Annotated in this window: 33 protein-coding genes; all 33 read right to left on the bottom strand. The window is 35.4% G+C overall.

What is annotated here, in order from left to right; all coding sequences use genetic code 11:
• Position 1: 1 nt before the first annotated feature.
• On the bottom strand, positions 2-619 hold the full coding sequence (locus tag AC4G47_RS31335) for a hypothetical protein (protein ID WP_491106912.1): 618 nt from the start codon (positions 617-619) through the stop codon (positions 2-4).
• On the bottom strand, positions 616-1,410 hold the full coding sequence (locus AC4G47_RS31330) for a transglycosylase SLT domain-containing protein (RefSeq protein WP_491106911.1): 795 nt from the start codon (positions 1,408-1,410) through the stop codon (positions 616-618). The genes AC4G47_RS31335 and AC4G47_RS31330 overlap by 4 nt, the downstream gene beginning before the upstream one ends.
• 27 nt (positions 1,411-1,437) lie before the next feature.
• Entirely contained in the window at positions 1,438-2,499 is a 1,062-nt protein-coding gene (locus AC4G47_RS31325; RefSeq protein ID WP_491106910.1) for an AAA family ATPase, read from the bottom strand.
• Positions 2,500-2,675: 176 nt separating this feature from the next.
• A complete protein-coding gene (locus AC4G47_RS31320; protein ID WP_491106909.1) occupies positions 2,676-3,737 on the bottom strand; it encodes a hypothetical protein in 1,062 nt (353 codons plus the stop codon).
• Between the two features lie 100 nt (positions 3,738-3,837).
• On the bottom strand, positions 3,838-4,068 hold the full coding sequence (locus tag AC4G47_RS31315; protein ID WP_491106908.1) for a hypothetical protein: 231 nt from the start codon (positions 4,066-4,068) through the stop codon (positions 3,838-3,840).
• Between the two features lie 627 nt (positions 4,069-4,695).
• Entirely contained in the window at positions 4,696-4,884 is a 189-nt protein-coding gene (locus AC4G47_RS31310) for a hypothetical protein (RefSeq protein ID WP_491106907.1), read from the bottom strand.
• 38 nt (positions 4,885-4,922) lie between these two features.
• A complete protein-coding gene (locus tag AC4G47_RS31305; protein ID WP_491106906.1) occupies positions 4,923-5,201 on the bottom strand; it encodes a PspC domain-containing protein in 279 nt (92 codons plus the stop codon).
• Between the two features lie 20 nt (positions 5,202-5,221).
• Entirely contained in the window at positions 5,222-6,205 is a 984-nt protein-coding gene (locus AC4G47_RS31300) for an AAA family ATPase (RefSeq protein WP_491106905.1), read from the bottom strand.
• A 37-nt stretch (positions 6,206-6,242) separates the two neighbouring features.
• The gene (locus AC4G47_RS31295; protein WP_491106904.1) at positions 6,243-7,331 is read right to left on the bottom strand and encodes an RNA ligase family protein; all 1,089 of its coding nucleotides are present in this window, start codon (positions 7,329-7,331) and stop codon (positions 6,243-6,245) included.
• Between the two features lie 43 nt (positions 7,332-7,374).
• Positions 7,375-8,460 carry an AAA family ATPase gene (locus tag AC4G47_RS31290; RefSeq protein ID WP_491106903.1) on the bottom strand — a complete coding sequence of 362 codons (1,086 nt, stop codon included), beginning with the start codon at positions 8,458-8,460 and terminating at the stop codon, positions 7,375-7,377.
• The gene (gene pnuC, locus AC4G47_RS31285; protein WP_491106902.1) at positions 8,444-9,088 is read right to left on the bottom strand and encodes a nicotinamide riboside transporter PnuC; all 645 of its coding nucleotides are present in this window, start codon (positions 9,086-9,088) and stop codon (positions 8,444-8,446) included. The genes AC4G47_RS31290 and pnuC overlap by 17 nt, the downstream gene beginning before the upstream one ends.
• A 30-nt stretch (positions 9,089-9,118) precedes the next feature.
• Positions 9,119-9,556, bottom strand: a complete 438-nt coding sequence (locus AC4G47_RS31280; protein ID WP_491106901.1) for a GatB/YqeY domain-containing protein — start codon at positions 9,554-9,556, stop codon at positions 9,119-9,121.
• Positions 9,557-9,650: 94 nt separating this feature from the next.
• Positions 9,651-9,881: a hypothetical protein gene (locus AC4G47_RS31275; protein ID WP_491106900.1), complete on the bottom strand. Its 231-nt coding sequence runs from the start codon at positions 9,879-9,881 to the stop codon at positions 9,651-9,653.
• A gap of 94 nt (positions 9,882-9,975) precedes the next feature.
• Positions 9,976-10,383: a hypothetical protein gene (locus AC4G47_RS31270; RefSeq protein ID WP_491106899.1), complete on the bottom strand. Its 408-nt coding sequence runs from the start codon at positions 10,381-10,383 to the stop codon at positions 9,976-9,978.
• Positions 10,384-10,552: 169 nt separating this feature from the next.
• Positions 10,553-10,810 (bottom strand): hypothetical protein, encoded by a 258-nt coding sequence (locus tag AC4G47_RS31265; protein WP_491106898.1) that lies wholly within the window; start codon positions 10,808-10,810, stop codon positions 10,553-10,555.
• Between the two features lie 70 nt (positions 10,811-10,880).
• Positions 10,881-11,864: a phage lytic cycle repressor MrpR family protein gene (locus tag AC4G47_RS31260; protein WP_491106897.1), complete on the bottom strand. Its 984-nt coding sequence runs from the start codon at positions 11,862-11,864 to the stop codon at positions 10,881-10,883.
• Position 11,865: 1 nt separating this feature from the next.
• Positions 11,866-12,696: a hypothetical protein gene (locus AC4G47_RS31255; RefSeq protein WP_491106896.1), complete on the bottom strand. Its 831-nt coding sequence runs from the start codon at positions 12,694-12,696 to the stop codon at positions 11,866-11,868.
• A 521-nt stretch (positions 12,697-13,217) separates the two neighbouring features.
• Positions 13,218-13,607: an HNH endonuclease gene (locus tag AC4G47_RS31250; protein ID WP_491106895.1), complete on the bottom strand. Its 390-nt coding sequence runs from the start codon at positions 13,605-13,607 to the stop codon at positions 13,218-13,220.
• A 31-nt stretch (positions 13,608-13,638) separates the two neighbouring features.
• Positions 13,639-13,968 (bottom strand): hypothetical protein, encoded by a 330-nt coding sequence (locus AC4G47_RS31245; RefSeq protein ID WP_491106894.1) that lies wholly within the window; start codon positions 13,966-13,968, stop codon positions 13,639-13,641.
• Between the two features lie 117 nt (positions 13,969-14,085).
• Positions 14,086-14,355: a hypothetical protein gene (locus tag AC4G47_RS31240; RefSeq protein ID WP_491106893.1), complete on the bottom strand. Its 270-nt coding sequence runs from the start codon at positions 14,353-14,355 to the stop codon at positions 14,086-14,088.
• Between the two features lie 217 nt (positions 14,356-14,572).
• A complete protein-coding gene (locus AC4G47_RS31235; RefSeq protein ID WP_491106892.1) occupies positions 14,573-14,902 on the bottom strand; it encodes a hypothetical protein in 330 nt (109 codons plus the stop codon).
• Positions 14,903-14,921: 19 nt separating this feature from the next.
• The gene (locus AC4G47_RS31230; protein WP_491106891.1) at positions 14,922-15,089 is read right to left on the bottom strand and encodes a hypothetical protein; all 168 of its coding nucleotides are present in this window, start codon (positions 15,087-15,089) and stop codon (positions 14,922-14,924) included.
• 13 nt (positions 15,090-15,102) lie between these two features.
• Complete coding sequence (locus AC4G47_RS31225; protein ID WP_491106890.1) at positions 15,103-15,483, bottom strand: hypothetical protein; 381 nt, start codon at positions 15,481-15,483, stop codon at positions 15,103-15,105.
• A gap of 96 nt (positions 15,484-15,579) precedes the next feature.
• Positions 15,580-15,780, bottom strand: a complete 201-nt coding sequence (locus tag AC4G47_RS31220) for a hypothetical protein (RefSeq protein WP_491106889.1) — start codon at positions 15,778-15,780, stop codon at positions 15,580-15,582.
• Positions 15,777-16,103, bottom strand: a complete 327-nt coding sequence (locus AC4G47_RS31215; RefSeq protein ID WP_491106888.1) for a hypothetical protein — start codon at positions 16,101-16,103, stop codon at positions 15,777-15,779. Before AC4G47_RS31215 ends, AC4G47_RS31220 begins: the two co-directional genes overlap by 4 nt.
• Positions 16,104-16,126: 23 nt before the next feature.
• Positions 16,127-16,411 (bottom strand): hypothetical protein, encoded by a 285-nt coding sequence (locus AC4G47_RS31210; protein WP_491106887.1) that lies wholly within the window; start codon positions 16,409-16,411, stop codon positions 16,127-16,129.
• A 9-nt stretch (positions 16,412-16,420) separates the two neighbouring features.
• Positions 16,421-16,828: a hypothetical protein gene (locus tag AC4G47_RS31205; protein ID WP_491106886.1), complete on the bottom strand. Its 408-nt coding sequence runs from the start codon at positions 16,826-16,828 to the stop codon at positions 16,421-16,423.
• Positions 16,829-16,851: 23 nt separating this feature from the next.
• Positions 16,852-17,022 (bottom strand): hypothetical protein, encoded by a 171-nt coding sequence (locus AC4G47_RS31200; RefSeq protein WP_491106885.1) that lies wholly within the window; start codon positions 17,020-17,022, stop codon positions 16,852-16,854.
• Positions 17,023-17,041: 19 nt separating this feature from the next.
• Positions 17,042-17,488 carry a hypothetical protein gene (locus tag AC4G47_RS31195; RefSeq protein ID WP_491106884.1) on the bottom strand — a complete coding sequence of 149 codons (447 nt, stop codon included), beginning with the start codon at positions 17,486-17,488 and terminating at the stop codon, positions 17,042-17,044.
• A gap of 39 nt (positions 17,489-17,527) precedes the next feature.
• Positions 17,528-18,019 carry a hypothetical protein gene (locus tag AC4G47_RS31190; protein WP_491106883.1) on the bottom strand — a complete coding sequence of 164 codons (492 nt, stop codon included), beginning with the start codon at positions 18,017-18,019 and terminating at the stop codon, positions 17,528-17,530.
• Positions 18,009-18,356, bottom strand: a complete 348-nt coding sequence (locus AC4G47_RS31185; protein ID WP_491106882.1) for a hypothetical protein — start codon at positions 18,354-18,356, stop codon at positions 18,009-18,011. The genes AC4G47_RS31190 and AC4G47_RS31185 overlap by 11 nt, the downstream gene beginning before the upstream one ends.
• Positions 18,357-18,424: 68 nt before the next feature.
• Positions 18,425-18,652, bottom strand: coding sequence for a hypothetical protein (locus AC4G47_RS31180; protein ID WP_491106881.1), 228 nt, complete (start codon positions 18,650-18,652; stop codon positions 18,425-18,427).
• A gap of 1 nt (position 18,653) precedes the next feature.
• Complete coding sequence (locus tag AC4G47_RS31175) at positions 18,654-18,815, bottom strand: hypothetical protein (RefSeq protein WP_491106880.1); 162 nt, start codon at positions 18,813-18,815, stop codon at positions 18,654-18,656.
• Positions 18,816-18,818: the final 3 nt, after the last annotated feature.

The raw sequence follows: 18,818 nt of genomic DNA, 5'->3' as shown, positions 1-18,818 counted from the left end.
TTTACATTGATTCTGACATGTTCTTACCCAGTAGGCCGTACCCAGCCAAGTCACCATATGGTGATTCCGACATCAAGTCTCCATCAGGGTTGTTAAAGATACGGTTCTGCTTGTCGATGATCCGCACCTGAAGGAGTAAATGCTGAAGCAATGACTCAGGAATGGTGTATGTACCATTACTATTCTTGTAAGGACTCATGAACGCCTGTACAACCTTATATGCCTGATCTACTGAGTTACCATAGGCTAATTGTTTTGAATCTACAAGTTCTCCTAGTTCTTTGCCCATAACTGTATACATATTGTCAGCTTTTTTTTCTTCTGGCTTCTCAATAGAAACCAAAGGTAGAACCATCTCAACTTTTGGTTTTTCTGTTAAATCCACTTTATCTAATTCGATCTCAAATAATTCAAAAGTTGATTCCCCAAAATAGCACTGATAAACAAGTATAAGTGCATCACAGTCATTATTCTTTTCTACGAAACTACTGCTTACATAAATTTCTTTACCAACAATAGGCTCGAATCCTAATGATCGAAAATTATAACTACCTTTAAGATATTCTACACCAGCCTGATTTAAATAATATTTCACATCAGTATTACTAGTATTACTCAATGTCTACCACCCTCTTCTATTGCTGTCTTAGCAGCTAAAACCTTCTTTACATACTTCCAATCACCAGCGCTATGACTCTTCAGGTATTTACGTGCATTTCCCTCACCCATATTGTAGATGAGCAGCATTTTCTCTGTTGAAATCTCTTTGCCATTACGACTCATGTCTAACATATACACGCTTGCTAGTGCATTATGGTACGGATTACTCCAATCCCAGTTGATGCCATACTTCTTCTTCATATACTTCTTAACGTGACCATGATTAACTTGATTTATTTGAGCTAACCCATAGTCATGTGTCTTGCTGATTAGATTCGACTTATAATGACTTTCAACTTCCATCAATCCTAAAACCAACTCATAGTCAACCTTGTATTCCTTAGATATCTTGTATATATACTTCTGTAAATCAGCACTAAGAGGAATATCATATGTCTTAAAGCTTTCCTTCTTAACTTTTACTTCTGCTTTCACAGGCTTCACAGTTGCTTTGGAAGCATCAGACTTTACTTCATCTTTTTGCACATTTTTAGTCAAAGGTTTTTCTTTTGTTGTAGATTGTGTATCTGAAACTGTCTCTAGCTTCTTATAATCTTTTAATACACTATCAGTAACTGATATTTGACTGTACAAAAAGGGTAGTTCAATCGTTAATGGTACATCAGCATTAACGACTGGAACTTTAGCAACTTCATCATTAACATCACCCTGACTCATAGCACTTGTGGTAATACCAAGCCCTAAGAATACTGTTAAAATCAATGTAATGATTACGTTTTTATTTTTCATCTTCTACCCTCAAATCTATTTTTTTAATTACTCTCCTAAGATTTCTTCTACAGCTTTAACGCATTGTTCAAGCAAATGCACTTCTTCAACTTTCTTGTAGTTAGCTGTTCCTAGAATCTCTTTAAACTTATCTGCCACCACTGTCTTCTGCTCTTTGGTCAAGAACTTCCCTTTTTCATCAAGGACTGCAATCAGTTCTTTTGGTGTTGGCTCTGCTTGGTCTTGCTCAATAAATTCCTTCGAACGTTTTTCTCGCGCTGCTTCTTGCTCTTGCTTGATTTGATCTAAATCTGTTCCACTCGCAAAAGCAGATTCAATTGCTGTTTTAACAACTTGAATGAATCCTTGTGTGCTGAAATCGATACGTTCTGGAACATTTTTGAAACGTGATCCTGCTTCCACATAACCATCTGTACGGAAATACATGTAGCGTTTACTTTCATTGTTATCGCGCTCGATAGTAATGAAGGTAATGAAGTCAGCCATGTTAACGAAAATGTCACGTGCAGAAGATGGTAGAGATACTTGGAGCTGGTTATATGTAGCACCGCTTTTCTCTTCAACTTCTTTATCTTTAGAGTGAGTTAACACCATAAGTCCGTAACCAGCTTTCATTAAGCGGTCTAGGGCTTTTCTGATCTTCTGTTTAGCACGATTGTAACCAACACCAAATCCTTGATCTGAATTGCCTTTTGCTCCTACGCCGCCAATATCTTGTGTACGTTTCTTAGGATTCTTTGCATTCCATTCATCGACAACTTTTTGCTGTGCCATTTCCCATGCAATGTCTCCTGTGTCCCATCCGATAAATTCAATTCCAAGTTCATCTTTTTCTTCAATCAATTGGTCAATGTACTCTTCTACATCATCCCAGTCATTAATATCAACTGCTTGAACTTCTAACGCTTGGTAACCCTTTTCAAAACCAAAAAGAAGCGACTTACTCACATCGCCGTAATACTCTTTCGTGAGGTTTGCAAAGTGGGTTGTTTTACCACTTTTCGGAATACCAGCTAGTACAAAGAAATAGTCTTTCAGTGATACTTGTGGTACATTTACTTTCAAATTTTCTTTTAAGTTTATTGCCATTAATTAATCGCTCCCTGTGATTTATTTTGCTTTTAGAAAAACGCAAAAATAAATCACAAGAACATTCTTCATGCGTTGCTGGTCATGTGTCTTCACTGTTGTTTAGGTTTCAAGCTTAGTTGGTTTATCCAGCATCTTGTGATTTTATATGTTGTTATTTTACTTTACATCTGTTATTAAAACGGCAGATCATCCTCATCAATATCATCGCCGCCACCAAACGGATCGTCAGAATCCTTTTCTTCTCCTACCAATTCTTCTTCCTCTTCAACTACGAAATCTTCCTCTGTGTACGTTTTAGCTTTGTAATCTTCCGCACCAGTAATTTGCAATTCTGAGGTGAACTTAGTAAAGGTTTCTTTATCCATACCTTTTGGTTTTTTGCCGCCGAACATGTCGCTGCTATCTGCTTTTGACTTGCCATCATCTTCGATTTCGATAGTCTCTGCTTTGTTTAGGCATAGACCAAATACTTTCATTGTGTCACCGAAATTGATCTTTTTACCACTGAATGCTTTAGCTGTCTTCTCGATGTCTTTGTCGCCATCAGGACGCACAACGAATTGAGCTACGTTGAACTTGTCGCCATAAGCGATAGTGTAGCCTGTTACGTACACAGCTTTTTCTTCCTTCACTACTTCAGCACCAGTAAATACGATTTCTTGTTCAAAGAATGCAACTTCTTCAAATTTCTCATCAGTAAAGTCAATTGGAGTTTTCTCATGGAAAATCTGTTTAATGATGTACTTAACTTGATCAATTTCTTCGTCTTCACTGTTTTTGTAAGATGAGAATTGAATTTCACCAGATACATAAACACTGTCGCCATCATTGAGGTTGTCATAGATATACTCTACTGCATCATAATCTACCAAGCTCTGACGGATGTTTTTACCTTTGTCGTCTTGTTCAAGACCAACGTTGATTCCGATTAGAGTGTATCCAGCAGGAAGATCGTCACGTTTGGAGAATGGATGGTTTTTGATCGTATGACCTTTTTGACCCTTCTTACCTTTTTTGTATGGATAGACATAATCAAGTTCCATACCAAACATTTCTACTTTGATCTTGTTTGTCTCGCTCGTTTGAACCAAGAAGTTAATGGAACGATATTGTTTACCTTTATGTTTACCTTGTTTGATCTCATCTTCACGATAAGAATGTTCACCACTCATATTGCTCACAATACCTTTTAATGTGAATGATGATTTTGTTTGTACCAATTTGCTTTCTGTCACTATTCATTCCTCCTATTTATTTTACTTTACACCTGTTCATATTGGCGTACACTCCCTTTAAGAGATTAGATACTTATAATATCATTTTATTACACACCTGTCAAACAGAGTCAGGTTTACTCACATCGTTACTATGGAAATCGTTCCTGTACTGTTTAACTAATTGAACAAAATTTGTTGCTGTCTTATGTGTAGATAATTCAAAATCTGATAATACTACGAAATTAAAATCGACTACCATCCTTGATATCTTTCCAGTATGAATTTCAATCCAGTTATCTTTATTGCTCCAAGCCATTATACTTGATCCGTTTTTTGCTTTTCTAGCCATATACACTTCTCCATTTGTGAACTGAGAGTTTGTTTTCCCAGTATATTGGAGCCAAAAACACTGTACGATAATGTATCACCTCCTTATATGAAATCCCAATTTCATATGAGTATTCCGCTAGTTATCTGCTAGTGAAGATGATTGAGTTTCCCTTCTTTCTTTCTAGCAAAGCGACTTCATAACATGCCTGTGCCCACGTTTCAAAACATCCAACCATGTTGTCATAGCATACTTTCACAGGCTCCTTATGTCCTTCAACAAAATTCGTGCAGTGAGTACGTTTGGACAACCACTCTTTCAAGTATCTTCTGTCTGTACTTGTGATCCCCATAGCTCTCAGTAGTGGCTTATATGGACTATTTCCTTCTCTCCAAGTTTGTCGTTCAGCTCTCTTTAGTAAACCTTTTGACATTAAACTCACTCCTTATGTTGAAATATTACATAAAATATTCATCTACCCATTTAAGCTTATAACCTGACCACACCTCTACACTAATGACTCGCTGTTTTATACATGCTTTTTCGAACCACCGTATTTCATTGTTAATCTTTTTTGGAAACCATAGAAACTTCTTTATAATCCTTAAGTCGTTGACTTCTTTGGCTTTCTCAAGATATATCCGCATATTACTCCTCGCTTACGAATGTCAGATTATCAATTAAATCTTCAATCAATAAGTCGATGTATTCTCTTTGTGTCTCCAAGAGATCAATCTTTCTCTCATCAGATAACTCATTAGATGTATAGATAATAGCAACATTCTTAGCTTGTGCAGTCAGTTTGTTTTCGATTATTTCCTTGGTAAAAGTACTCATGATTTATTCCTCCATAAATTAATAATAGCTAATAGTTACTACATCACAATCCATAAAATTGTATATGGAATTACTCCAACACCAAGACATATGAAAGAGATAACAAACGCTACTCTGATAATTGTTGGATCAATATTGAAGTACTCAGCAATTCCAGCAGCAACACCAAAAATCATCTTGTTTTCTGTAGATAGCTTGAACTCCTTGACTGGTTGAGTAGTCCCTTGATCATAGGATGAAGCATTTGTTGTGTTTGCTGTAAACATAAACAGAACCACCATTACTGTCATTAGCGATAAGGCAATACGTTTGAACATTTTCTAATCTCCTCGTTATATCATTTTGCGCTGGTATCTGCTTCTCGGAAAAAGACCAGCTTATTAAATACATCTTCACCGACTTTGGACTTCAACTTCTTAATTGCCTTTTTATTGTCTGCAATATTAAGCAGTTTCATATGATTTTGAACGATTTCAACTACTCGTAGAATAAAGTTTGTTGCATATCCCCACTCACTTAAAAATTCTACAGCTAATTGTGCTGATACATGTTCATGTCCGATAAAGTTGGCATATCTACCTTCGCTCCTGTTTCTGTTCTCAAACGTTTTGCAAAAGTACTTACCTGTATCATGGAACATAGCTGCATAAAGCATCACTAGCTTATCCTCACCTGTGTAATTTTCAAGAATGTACTTCCATACATAGTAAGTATGTCTACCAACTGTGAAGCTGTGATACTTGCTATCCTGTCCCAAATTTCTAATGTTTTTAAAATCTGTTGATCCAAATTCATCAAACAGATCATCAAAGCTTTGAGGTGTTGTTATTTGTTTATCTAATACATCACGAAGGGTTTTGGCAAAAAGGTTTACACTTTTATAATCTCTCACGTGTATTGCATCGAAACCCTCTGCTAAAGTAGGTATCTCAAGCTGCTTATACATTCTTTCAATCACATGTTTAGGCACAACCCTACCTCTGGCAGAATTTCTAACCAGACACGTTTCGTATGGAGTGTTAAAATAGACAGCAGTAATCTTGTTGGCATGCTTTCTGAACTCATTTATGACATTTCGTCTTCTCTTGGCAGAGATGTTAGTTGAATCAAGAACTACGTTAAAACCTTCTTTTAATTTCTGTTTAGCTCTTGAATACATTTCTGCGAATACCTTATCATTCTCGTCTTGGTTGCCGATATCATTTGTCAGTTCTTCTCTCAGATCATCAGAAGATATTACATGGTATCCTTCATCTATCTTTTGATTGCTATAGTATGACTTCCCAGAAGCGGGAAGCCCTACAAGTATCACTAATTCCATTCACACACCTCTTTCGTTTTACTTTACATCTGTTATATCAATGATACTCCGTTGCATTGTTTCTGGTGAGGTAGTCAACCGAAATAGACTTAAGCATCTTACGACCAATTTGATAATCATTGATCTCCACATAGGAATTAATCATACAACCTTCTCTGATCTGATCAGGCGCGATTGTAGACATACCATCAGTATGCTCTTCTACCAATCCCTCATAGTATGGGCCAACGTACAGTACAGGCACATGCGGCAAGTCGAACTCTTGACAGAAATTAATCATCTCTTCATATCCTAGAAATTGTCCTTTGTATTTAACATCAAATACCATCAGGTCAATGTCACCCATAACCCCATAATTTAAATCCTGTATGCCCTCACCATAAGCTTCGCCAAACACTGTATAATCTTCAGGAATCAATTCTTTCACTTTATACTTTTCTGCTACCTTGCCATAGATATCATCACCGTAGAACCCTTTGTATCTGTTGTTGTGAGTGATCTGTACATTGTGACTACCGTATACAAACTCATATGGATTATATTTTCTAAATACTTTCTGAACAGCTGCTTTCATTTTGTCCCATATCGATTTTTCTGTTTTAGGTAGGTTACCAGCTCTCCAAGATGTTCCATGAATCTTCTCTGTTACTACAACTTTTTCTCCTACTTCAAATACATTCGGATAATGCTTGATATTGCTTGGACTTGTGCATTTATCGAAATATCGATTTACTACCTTTTTGGAAGTCTTCTTTTTACCATACTGATCTTGCTGATATTTTGGAGCTTTAGGCTCATGCTTTGTAATTCCTAACTTCTTCGCTACGTCTTCACCTTCCAGATATCCTTTAACAGCTGGCAGGATTAAACCCTGAGACACGAATCCTCGTAGTCTTATTGTTTTTACACGTCCATCTTTGCGTAGGAATTCTAGACTATGTTTGTTTATCAAATCTGGTGGTATAATGCTATCTGGTGGGATGAACGTAATAAGATCACCTTGTTTGTAACTATCCTTTTGTATAATGCAGTTCCACCCTTTTACAACTGCAATCTCCAGACGATCAGCATTAGCATGTGGAATTACCTCATCTATTTTGGAGATTTGTACGATTAATTCTGCCATTAATTCCTCCTTCTAGGTTCATTTTATTTAACGTCTGTAACAACTAAAATAAAATCTTTTTCACCTCTGTTATTGATTTATCTAACCTTTCATACCAGCTACCTTCAATTTCAACATAGTTCCAATCAAGAATAGTCAATAGCTTTTTAAATGTTATTCTTACATCTTCTCTATCTTCCTCTGAGCCTAAATTGCGTTGTCCATCGTCTATCCACGGAACATCTGGCTGTAAAAACAACACTAAATCCCACTTTTCTCTGATTACAATATCAACAAGATATTGTGGCATTTCTCCACCATAAAACTTTTTGTAAAACACAGCAGATACAAGCGCATCTGTGTCAGAGATGATTAACTTGTTACCATTCATCTCAGCCCTTTTAACTTCTGTCATTTGTTGTCTTCCAAAAGATAAGATGTCATGTGGTAGCAGTCTATTCATATCTCCATCCAAATTCGTATCGATCCATGCTCTAGCAAACTCTTGAACACCAGCAGTTCTAAGCCCTAAGCCATTAAAGTACAATGACAAATTCTCTGTTAGTGTTGATTTGCCTGTACTCTCACCACCGATAACCAGTACCTTCTTGCTGTAATATGGTTTTACGATGTCGGGGATAAAATCCCATTGAGCAAATGGATTATTTCTTACCTTTGTTGCAGAGATTGGCACGATCTTTCTTTCCTTATCAAATTGGATATGTGTACAGTTCATAACCTCTGCATACTTGTAGCCATAATCCTCTGAAGAGAAGATAAAATCTAATGGTTCAGGATGAAATCTCTTTGTTTCAAGCTTCCAAAAACTCCAGAAGTCTGGATGATCTTTTGGCTCCTGTGGCATATCTTCTCTGTCCAAATGCACAACTCTCACGTTAGGGAATGTATCTCTTACCCATTCATATCTCATCTGACCATCAATAGGTTCAGTAGATAAGCTGCAAACCATTACTGTTAATTCATCTACCATACTCTTCGCATAGTTGATTAAAGCCATATGTCCTTTTGTCATAGGCATAAACTTACCAATCACAAGTCCTCTAATTAATTTTGTACTCACTGGCTTATATGTTGTTTCGAATTTCAGCATTGGTTTCACTTCAGTCTGTGGTTCAAATGTTAACTGCATCTCTACGATTCTCCTTAAAGTTCTTATGCCATAAGACAGCACCCATTACTGCATTGAATAGGAACACTACATACAACAAAGCGATCATGTGTAAATCTTTGTGCATATACATTGCCACTGACAGGATATCTACTACAATCCAGACGTACCAGTTTTGCAGTACCTTCTTCGAAAGAAGAACTTGAGCTAGTATGCTCAATGTTGCAATAAGCGAGTCCAGATAAGGGATAGAAGCGTCTGTGTACGTTTTAAGTAGATATGCCCATATGATTGGTACTAATATAACTGTGATGGTTGATATAATGTAACCCTTCTTAGTCAGTAAGGTTGTTTCTCTCACTGTCTTGTCACCTTTATTCTTCAGCCAATACACCCAACCAAAGACTCCTAAGATCAAAAATACAATCTGTAGTGTAAAATCTGCATAAAGCTTTGCGTCATAGAAAATGTACATGAATGCTGCAATGTTAACGAAACCAATAGGGTAATTCCAAATGTTTTCTTTTGCTGCAAGAGCTACACAAAACAACCCCGAAATTGCAGATACAGCTTCAATTGTTGAAGATGATGTGTAATATCCTACAATTACGAATAGGATGATTGCTAGTATCAGGTGAGTGTTCTTCACATTAAAACCTCTTTTATTTTATTTTATATATTACAAGTATGTTGCTACAAGCTGGCTTACCAATTTGTTATCTGCTTTACCAGCGATCATTGGCATCAATTGCTTCATGATTGAACCTTGATTTACTGCACTTTTGTTAATTTTCAATAGTGCAATAACATCTTCTATAGCCTTTCTTACTTCATCTAGTGTCATCTGTTTAGGCAAAAGAGATTGAACATATGCAATTTCCTTCTCCAGAATTGCGACTCTTTCAACATTTCCTGTTTTTATGAAAGCTGCTTTTTCTTCAACTGTTTGCTTCTTATACGACTGTAGTTCAGCTTGAATTTCCTGATCAGTAGCAGCTCTCAATAGCTTAATTTCAAGGTTCTGAACCTTGCTAATGAGTTGTCGAATGATCGAAAGTTGAGCCTTGTCTTTTGCCTTAAGTGCAATGATTTTGTCTTCATTCAGTTTGTTCAACATGCTTGCATCCTTCTTTCCTTTGTTTGATGTTATTCATTTTATTTTACATCTGTTGAAATGTCAAATTTTTGACTCTATGTGTGTTTCAACCGGTTCAATCAAGGGTAATGTTATTTAAACCATTCAGGTTATCCCTCAGTAATATCTCAGGGATAACCTTGTCAACGATATGGTATAAATACAATAATCCGATGGTTTCCTCTTCATTATATAATTCACAAGCTTCAGGAAACATTTGCTTCATCTTGCTTTTAATCTCATCCGTTATAATTACATCTGCTGAAAGTCCTATTTTGACATTGACTTTGTTTTCGCAAATACTCATCTACGCACCCACACTCCACATCAAATTGTCTGACATCTTCCTACATCAAGCTGTTCTATGTACCCGAACAGACTACGAACACTCTATAAAACTGTTAAAATTCTCTTAATTTCTGTGTGAATCTGGCAACGTTGATCCCTACATCAGCTTTAAACTTGGCATACATAGTTTCAGGTGTATATGTTCCATCAGCAAGTCTTTCTCTAATCTTTTCCATGATCTTATCTTCCACTGGCTGTTGAGCAAGCTGCTCAATTGCTTCTTTGTCATTGTTGTGCAACCTAATGACAAATTGGCTAAACGTCATGGACATGGTGATGATCTTGTGCTTCTGAAAATCTAGAACTGACAGATTTGGACAATCTTCTCTCCAGAATCGTTCGTAATATAGTTGCTTCTCACTCGCATTTGTGATCAAAAAATCCAGATGTTCCGCACACAACCCTGTGACCTCCTTGTGTTTATGGAGTCTTTCCCCCACAAAAGCTAGATTCGATTTCATTTATTGCATTCCTCCAGTTGAAATTCAATATATTGTTCAATAACATATGTCGAACTTGTGCTTGATTAGTATATTATGGGATTGTATTTCATGTCAAGTTCACGTTATTATATTCTACTTTTGTAGACATTCGTCCCACAAAAGTATAACTATAGTAGAAAAAACCAAGTTATTTCTCCTCTACAAGATGAAATAACTTGGTCATTTTAATTTTAGTAAATTCACTCAAGGCCATCGCGTAAGTCAGCTTCCAGCTGCCTTGATTTCTAAGTAATTTCGCAAACATTTTATAACCAATATCAATACCATATTGTTCTTTTAACTTCGTTAGAAGTTCATCAATAGTCCAATTCTTTCTCAGTAAATAAGCATCTATCAGTTCTTCATTAATTTTTGCTTCCATAACATTGTTAACTTGCCTACCCATGTTGATCCCCTCTATTTCGGGTATTGACAATGCATAATAAGGTATTGATAATACCTTTTTGACTAAACACTTAATTCATGCCATACAGGTTTCCGATAACTTCCTCATTGCAATACTCTTTGATTGTGTAGTGATTCTTGATGTTAAATCTTGCAGCTATGGCTAAATAGTCATTTTTGTCGAAAAGTGCTTCTAAACCTTGTTCTTTTTTAGACACCAATATTTGGTATCCCATATATATTACACCTGATCTAAAGATGTTTTTGGTAGTGAAGTATGGAAGATCGAAGTATGATCCAATTGCGCTAATTCTTCTGTAAATAACAGAAGGTAGCACTGCTCCATAATTGAGTTTTTTAGTGAAAATTTTAGATGTTCTAACAATATAATCAGTAGCAATTAAGTCCGTGAAATCTCTCACATTGTCATGCTCTTCCATTTGACCATTTTTCTTTGTATAGGTTGTTTCCTTATAAGCATCAGTTATGAGCTTAATTGCGCGGTCAGACACTTTAACTTTACGTAATTCATTGTGTTTTTCATCGCGTGTTGTTAAGATATTGTTCTCTTTGTCTACATCGTCTTTGTGTAACATGCGAATTTCAATGCTTTCTTTACCATTTATGGATTCAAATAACAATCTCACAATTACAGCATCTTGTGCATTCTCACAGTTATTTTCGAATGTTTCAATCTCATCAGCTGTGAAATAGAGTTTTTTAGATGTATCCACGAATTTATTAAACCATTCGCCATCTACCTTTTTCAAGGGATTAATCTTGTCTGATTTATCCTGATCTCTAGCCCAGTTAATGTAAGAGGTAATAATTCTACCATTTGAGTGAGAAGCAGGAGCTGTTAATGGGTCTAAGTCATAAAGGATATCTTCTAATTCATTTTGATTAAATTCGCTTAAGTCTTTTTCCAACAAGAATTCCATAGGTGAGGATATTTTAAACAGTCTTCTATAGGTTTTTTGTGTATCTTTAGGAAAGTCGCTTAAGTATTGTTCTTTTCTCTCTTGGTTATAAAGTTTAGTTATTACTCTAGTCATATTAATTCACCACACCTTTAATGTTCAATTTGTTGAAATACTTTTTAATATCAGTGATATCATCATTTCTGATCTCTAGTTCAATATTTAGTTTAAAGTTGGGGTTTTCTTCATATAGGAAGTTTAGGGCTGTTATATCCATCAGTCCGGTTACAATATCAATTTTAGATTTATATATAGTTAGTTTTTTACCATCATACTCAAACTGATCAGTATTATATTCAGCTTTAGCACTATCTTTAAGTATATTTAAAACAATAGTACGTATTTTATAAGTTTTCTTAACAATTTCCTTAGCGATTTTACGGGCTTCTTTTAAATTTATATCGAGGGTTTGTACAAGTTTCCCTACTTTTGTAGGTGTAAATTTGTATTTTTTATTAATTTCATAATTATATTCTAACAAATTTGAATTGTAAAGAAGCATAAGCTCCCTTCCATCAATAGATAAATTAAAAGCTTTTCCGTCTTCCGCTACATCAACATTGTTTAGCACAATAGGGAATTCATTGTTATGTATTTGGATAATTTCCTGTGCATCAACCGTTTCTGTTGCGTTTTTGACAACTTCTTCATCAAAGTAATTATAAGGACTTATATTGGTAACATTAGTTTCTCTAAATAATTCGAAAGCAAATGCAACTAAGGTCTTTTCGCTTAATGTTTCAAGCTTTTCTCTACCCATAAATATACGTTGCACTTCACCTCTCATTACTTTATGTCTGTTAAACATAACATCTTTTATGCTTCCAACCACTTTTTTGTCATGTTTAACATCCAATACTACCCTTTCTAGGTGATTTATTAGATCAGATACTTTTTTCTTTTCCATATTTACATCTGCTCCTGACAACACATTTTTAAATCATGAGATATTTTAACCATTTAAATTGAATGATAAACATAAAAGGGGGAAGTTAAATTCATTTTACTTTATTTTTATCTTTATAAGTGTGATAAAGTTTCCTCTTATTTTTGTTTTTTTATATGGGAAATTAATCCTTATCACTGTATTGATTATATCTTAACGCTATATCAATGTCAACGGAATGAAGGCTTTTTTATTATATTACATGTCTATAGTCAACGACAAATAGAATATATTGCCATCTGTTTCTGGTGATATAAGAAAACACCTATCTTTTATGGTATAGATAGGTGTTTGTCTGAAGCTGTTATCAACTTCCTATTCGCTTTTAGTTAGATAATTGTGGCCAATAATTCCCTCATGCATGAGGATTAGTATGATTTCGTTGTCGCTCAGTGTCTTGAATCTGTTAATGCATCTTCTTAGTATGAATGTAACTTCCACTGGCCCTACTCCTTCATGTACGATTATGCGACAAGCTTGTGTTATTCACCTTCTAACTTGTTGCCTTTTTTAGAATTGCACACTGTACACATAGTTTGGTAATTTGACAGATGATTTGAACCACCCCTTGATTTTGGTAAAATGTGATCTTTAGTCATTAATACCTCTTCACCATCATCATTTACTGCATACAAATTCAAATGATATCTATTGGAGTCTAAACTTCTTTCCTTGGCGAAATAACATCCAATAACACCGCACACACAACACGATGTTCCTTTTGTTAAAAAAGTCCAGTATCTGTGTGATACCATGTAAATCATATCGCCATCATAATTTACCTGAGAGACGGGATTATTCTTTTTCATTTCATAAGGTTTGATGTTGTCAAACACTAAGTTAATTGGATAGATTTCTTTTCTAATATACATATATTATGCCCTCACTATAGTCAACTTTAAATCACTTTGCGTTATTATAGATATCCCAGAATTCTTCAACAGTTACCATGTGTACATTTGGGATTTCCTTTGCTGCCACTTCCACTTGTAACCTCATTGTTTCTTCACTAGCCTTTTCTATATCTGCCCTCACCTGATCTACGGTGCTGCCTATTATACCTCCTGATAGCTTCTCTACAACGATTGTGCGACCTTCAGGAGACTCTATTAAGAACCCTGCAAATCCTTTGCCTAAATCGATCTCAGAGCTGTCTTCAAATTCAAAACCAGTAGGTATATAACTTCTCCCACCAATCGTAAACGGATTATATACGTAAGTCCAAGCCAACATTTCACGCTCACACCTTTCACCATTCGCTATACTGCTTCTTAGAAGATTCTTCTTACACGACATTAAGACACGTCAGGTAACGCTTTATAGGCGCTCCTGTCGCGTCTGGTCGATAGCTTAAGAAGTAATAACCGAATTTGTCTCTCCTGCATTTTGAAGAATCTCAATTCCATCATCATACCTCTGCCATAGTCTACCTGCACTAATTACTTCATTTTCATTTAATCTTACAAAAGTGCGAACACTACGTTCCACTCTGACTTCAAATGTCACACTCCCAGCGCATGTTCCTTTCTTCTCTGGATAGTGTGCCCTAAGCAGTGTACCTTCAGGTATTTCTTTGAGATCAATAAATCGTTTCACCCATTTGTTCGATTTAACAAACATCCATATCAACCTTTCATTTTAATTTATACATGTACTTCAATTACAATATATTTAATGTTAACTAAATGATTTAATAGCAGATTTATAGTACACCACAACATACTTGCCTTTGCTATTACCTCTAGAGAGTACTATGTATTGATATCCTTTTTTCTCCATGAGGGTTTTATCTGCCTTATAAAGTTCGAAATTGTCATATTCTTTTATGATATCTTTCTTACTCTTCAAACCCATCATCAACCTTTCTTTGCTTTTGCCATTCATGAAATAAGCGGAAGATTAGTTCACTGTCATCAGAAGGGAATACATATACTTTAATATTATTAGTATCTAGAACAGTTTCATATGATGTATATGCGACTGATCTGGCAAACAATTCAAAATCATTATTAGATGATTCAACTCTTGCCATAGGTCTTTGCAATTCATTTATGATTTCAGTCTTATTTTTCAGCTCATTGGATAGATACACAATATACGTTGAACTTATTATGATAATGATAATAGATATGAACTGCATGGTTTTCAGTAAACGCAATGATTTCACCAAGTCCTTTTCTTGTTACTTAATTATCTCTCTTCTTATATAATGCCTTATATGTTGCTGTGATTGCATATCCATTTTTGTAGATAGATGTAATTGCTGCATCTAGCATAGCTTTAGCTTCTTCGTTTGTCACGTTTAATTTTGCTGCCATATCCTCAGCAATTACATCTTTGTCTTCTTGTTTCATTATATTTACCTCCCTAGATACTAAACAATTTTCGAAACATGCTTATAAGATGTTTTCTTTCCATTTTATTTATCTTTACCACATGCATCACTTCATAACATTCAAATGTAACTGGCTCATCAGCATTTCTAAAATAAGCAATCACACTTGGCGTTCCCCACAAACTCTTGCACTTCCACACCTTACGATTGAATCCATCTTCATAATTCCAATAGACATCAATTGTTGCATATGCTTCTTCAGCAATACAGACATAAACATCTTGCAGATCGTCTTTATTATCTGAGATGTATCGTTTCAGATCATACTCATTCAGTTTGTATGTCAGTCCACTTTTTCTCGCTTTAGGTACTTTTGTCAACATATCGAAGTTAAACCCTTCCATATCACTCATTCACCTCCTAATAGTGTATGCCTTAATGATTCGATTCCCTTATCAAATCATTAAGGCATACACTATCCTGTACGTAACAGGATAGCAGCATATTGTTTAAGGTTCAATGTTTAAACCTTTAACCGAAGACATCATTTCCTTATAGTTATTCCATTTTTGTACATGTTCCTCAGCTTCTTTACGATCAAGCACACATTCACCATCACACAGCTGACATTCCCAGCCCTCTCCACCCTCTGGAGGAGTGTATACACCTGTTCCTTTACAATCAGGGCATCTCACCTTATCATTGCTCATACGTCATTGTCCTGATTGATCTTGAATGGTTTTAAGCCTTCAAAGTACATACCATCAAATTCAAGAATCGGAATCATTTTCACCTTCGTATAGTTTTTTCTTTCATTATAAACATAACTATAATTTAATGAATCAGTGTTTTTATTTTGAATTGACGCTCTTCCAACTTCTTCATGGTGATCAAAAGGATATTCACCTATTACAATATGGTCAAAATCATATGATTTCATTTCTTCGATTTTAGGATAGTCTTCCAATATAACATCTCTTGTTTCACCCTCCGCACTGAATCGAAGCATCATTTTAACTGTTGGTACATGCATGTAAATTCCTCCTCAAAATATTCTTAAATGATTGACTTGCTCCACATGTAAGTTCGACCTGTTTTACTGTCGATTTTCAATAATGCTTCGTTTGTCAGATAATTAGCAGTATCTACTAGTCTTCCAACAATTTCGTTGTCAGACACATTGCATTCCTTACTACCGATATAAACTGAACCAGTTTCATCAGTATACCATTCATCACTTGGATGTTTTTTCGTTCCAGTTAAAGCAGTTATTTTATTCCACAAATACTTTGCAATTTCCTTGTCATCAACAATAATCTCAACTACTCCGTTTATTTTCATGGTTTCCTCCTATCCTTTCTGCTTATTACTTGCGGTTGCTGCAATGATTTTATTTCTGATTTGCCGATAGGATTCTCTGACTATATAGAACTTTCTACCATTTGTGTCAATTTTACAAACATACCACTTTACACCTTCTACTTCTTGTGGTTCACTAATTGGTTCAATCTTGGTGATGCTGGAGACACTTAGAGCGAATAATTCAGAATCACTATTCCTTGTCAGTTCAATCATACCTTGTAGTTCAGAACCATTGCTGACGTTATGTATATCCGATGGTGAAAGCCCTGTGTCTTCATACAAGGCCAATCTTTCAAGAAGTAACTTCACTCCCTCTGCATGAGTAAGACTAGCATATCCTTGACCATCAATAAATTCAATTGATCCGCCGCTTAATCTTCGCGTTATCCTTTTCATCTCTTCACACTCCTAATTATAAATTAATCACGTATACAACCAATTACGGATTTAAGCTCTTTGATATCCTGATCAATACTTTCATCAATTTTATATCCTTCAACTGAATCAGCAAGAATTCTTATTTCCGTATCCACTTTATCAAGTACGTTCGCAATGATATTTAATGCTTCAACTAAACGGTATTCGTTCAAATTCAGTCACCCCTTCCCTTCAGTTATCACTCTGAAGGAATTCGATAAGCTCACCCATAAATTCCTCACTGAGCATTAAATGATCTTTCTCATAGTATCCTGCATTTGTCAAAGGTTCGCTTGTGTATATTTTTGTTCCGATGTTAAACCATGGTCTTCGGATGCTTGTTCCCCACTCTAGCCAGCTTTCTATAAAGTTGCATGAGATAATAAAATCTCTATACTTTTGTGGGTCTTCTATATACTCACCTGTAGTCTTATTTTTTATTTGAATCAGGGTTTCAAGAATCATTTTACCGAATTCAACATCTAATTTATTATCATGCGTTACCAGACCAAGAATTCCGTCTGTCAAAAACATTAACTTTCTATCTTGAACACCTTCATCTTCGCCAAGAATTTCGCCACTTTCATTGAAATCTTCCCATTCAATAAAAAGTTTTTTAATTACTTCGATCTGATTCATCAACTTTCACTCCTTATATAAAATGTTTATTTCATTCAGTCACCAACCCAAACCTCTGACAGAGATTTCGTTCACAATTTCCCATTTTTCAGTTTCAGTCAAGTTGTCATATGCATCTGCAATATCAGATGGTACAGTTTCATAGGCTTCGCTGATCTCAAGAAGCCTATCAAGCAGGATTCCAAGACTTGTATGACAATTACTATCTAAAAGATATTTTTTCACTATACCTTTTGAGTCATTCAACTCAACCGTAGTGTCAATTGTATACTCTGCTATTTTCACTTCACCTTCAGACACTCTTGTCCGCTTGACTTTAAGTCTGTTTAATTCTTCTCGAAAACGTGATTCACTGTCATTGAATCCTACATCTAATATGGCTATCCGCTGATCACCTTCATATGCTTCAACACCATAAGCTTTGTGTTTAGCAGCTAACCGCATTAATTCTGAAGTTAAAGATAACGCCGAAACCTCAACAACTTTTTCCTTTACACCCTCTGACGTTTTTAGAACAACTTTAATTTCCATGACCATGTGATCCTCCTTCGTTTATTTTTTCACCATTCATATTCAATCCATTCCGCTTCAACCTTCGCTCAACCTCATGAGGTGATTGAGTGAAAATTTCATGATAATTAGCCATCCACCACCGTAAAGAATCTTCATCAAGCAACTTTTCTTTGTACTCTACCATAGCAGTTTTAGGCTCTGTAGCAACATAGAACCCTTCTTCTGTATTGTGTTTGAAAAAGCTAATTTCAAATCCACATGGAATATGTCTTGTCGCTCCTGCCACATAAGTTTCCATGTATGTATAGAACTCTTCGATGTTCTTAGGTATGTATTTTCCATCCATTTTATTCATCCTTTCCTCTTAATATGTAATTAATCGCTTGCACCTATAGTTTCATAGATGCAAGATCAAATCACACATTACTTATCTTCAATCACATCGAAAACCTGATATTTAATAGTGCCTGAAGAATTGGCCCATTTCGCTTTTTCATTGTACACCCTTATAGCTTCACTAACTTCGTACTCATATTTGGTTCCAGACGATATAAGCACAAGTAATTCGATAAGGCCAAGCAACTTTTCATCAGCGCTATGAGTTGTTTGGATGTGAACAGACAAATTCAAGATATCATCTCTCTTACCCATGTCACTCCTCCAACTCAATGATAAGTTTATCATCACCATCAAGATAAACATTATCCTTCAACCACTGACTCATAGCTTCAGTTAAGGATTCAGTTTGATATGTATTCGAAAAATGTTCTGCATCAGTCTCTTTGTCTAAACACTTAATAATGATGCTTGCCACATA

It is taken from the genome of Paenibacillus sp. Negev47, from assembly GCF_058313655.1.
The sequence above is the reverse complement of the archived record's forward strand: the minus strand, read 5'-3'. Positions and strand labels throughout refer to the sequence as shown.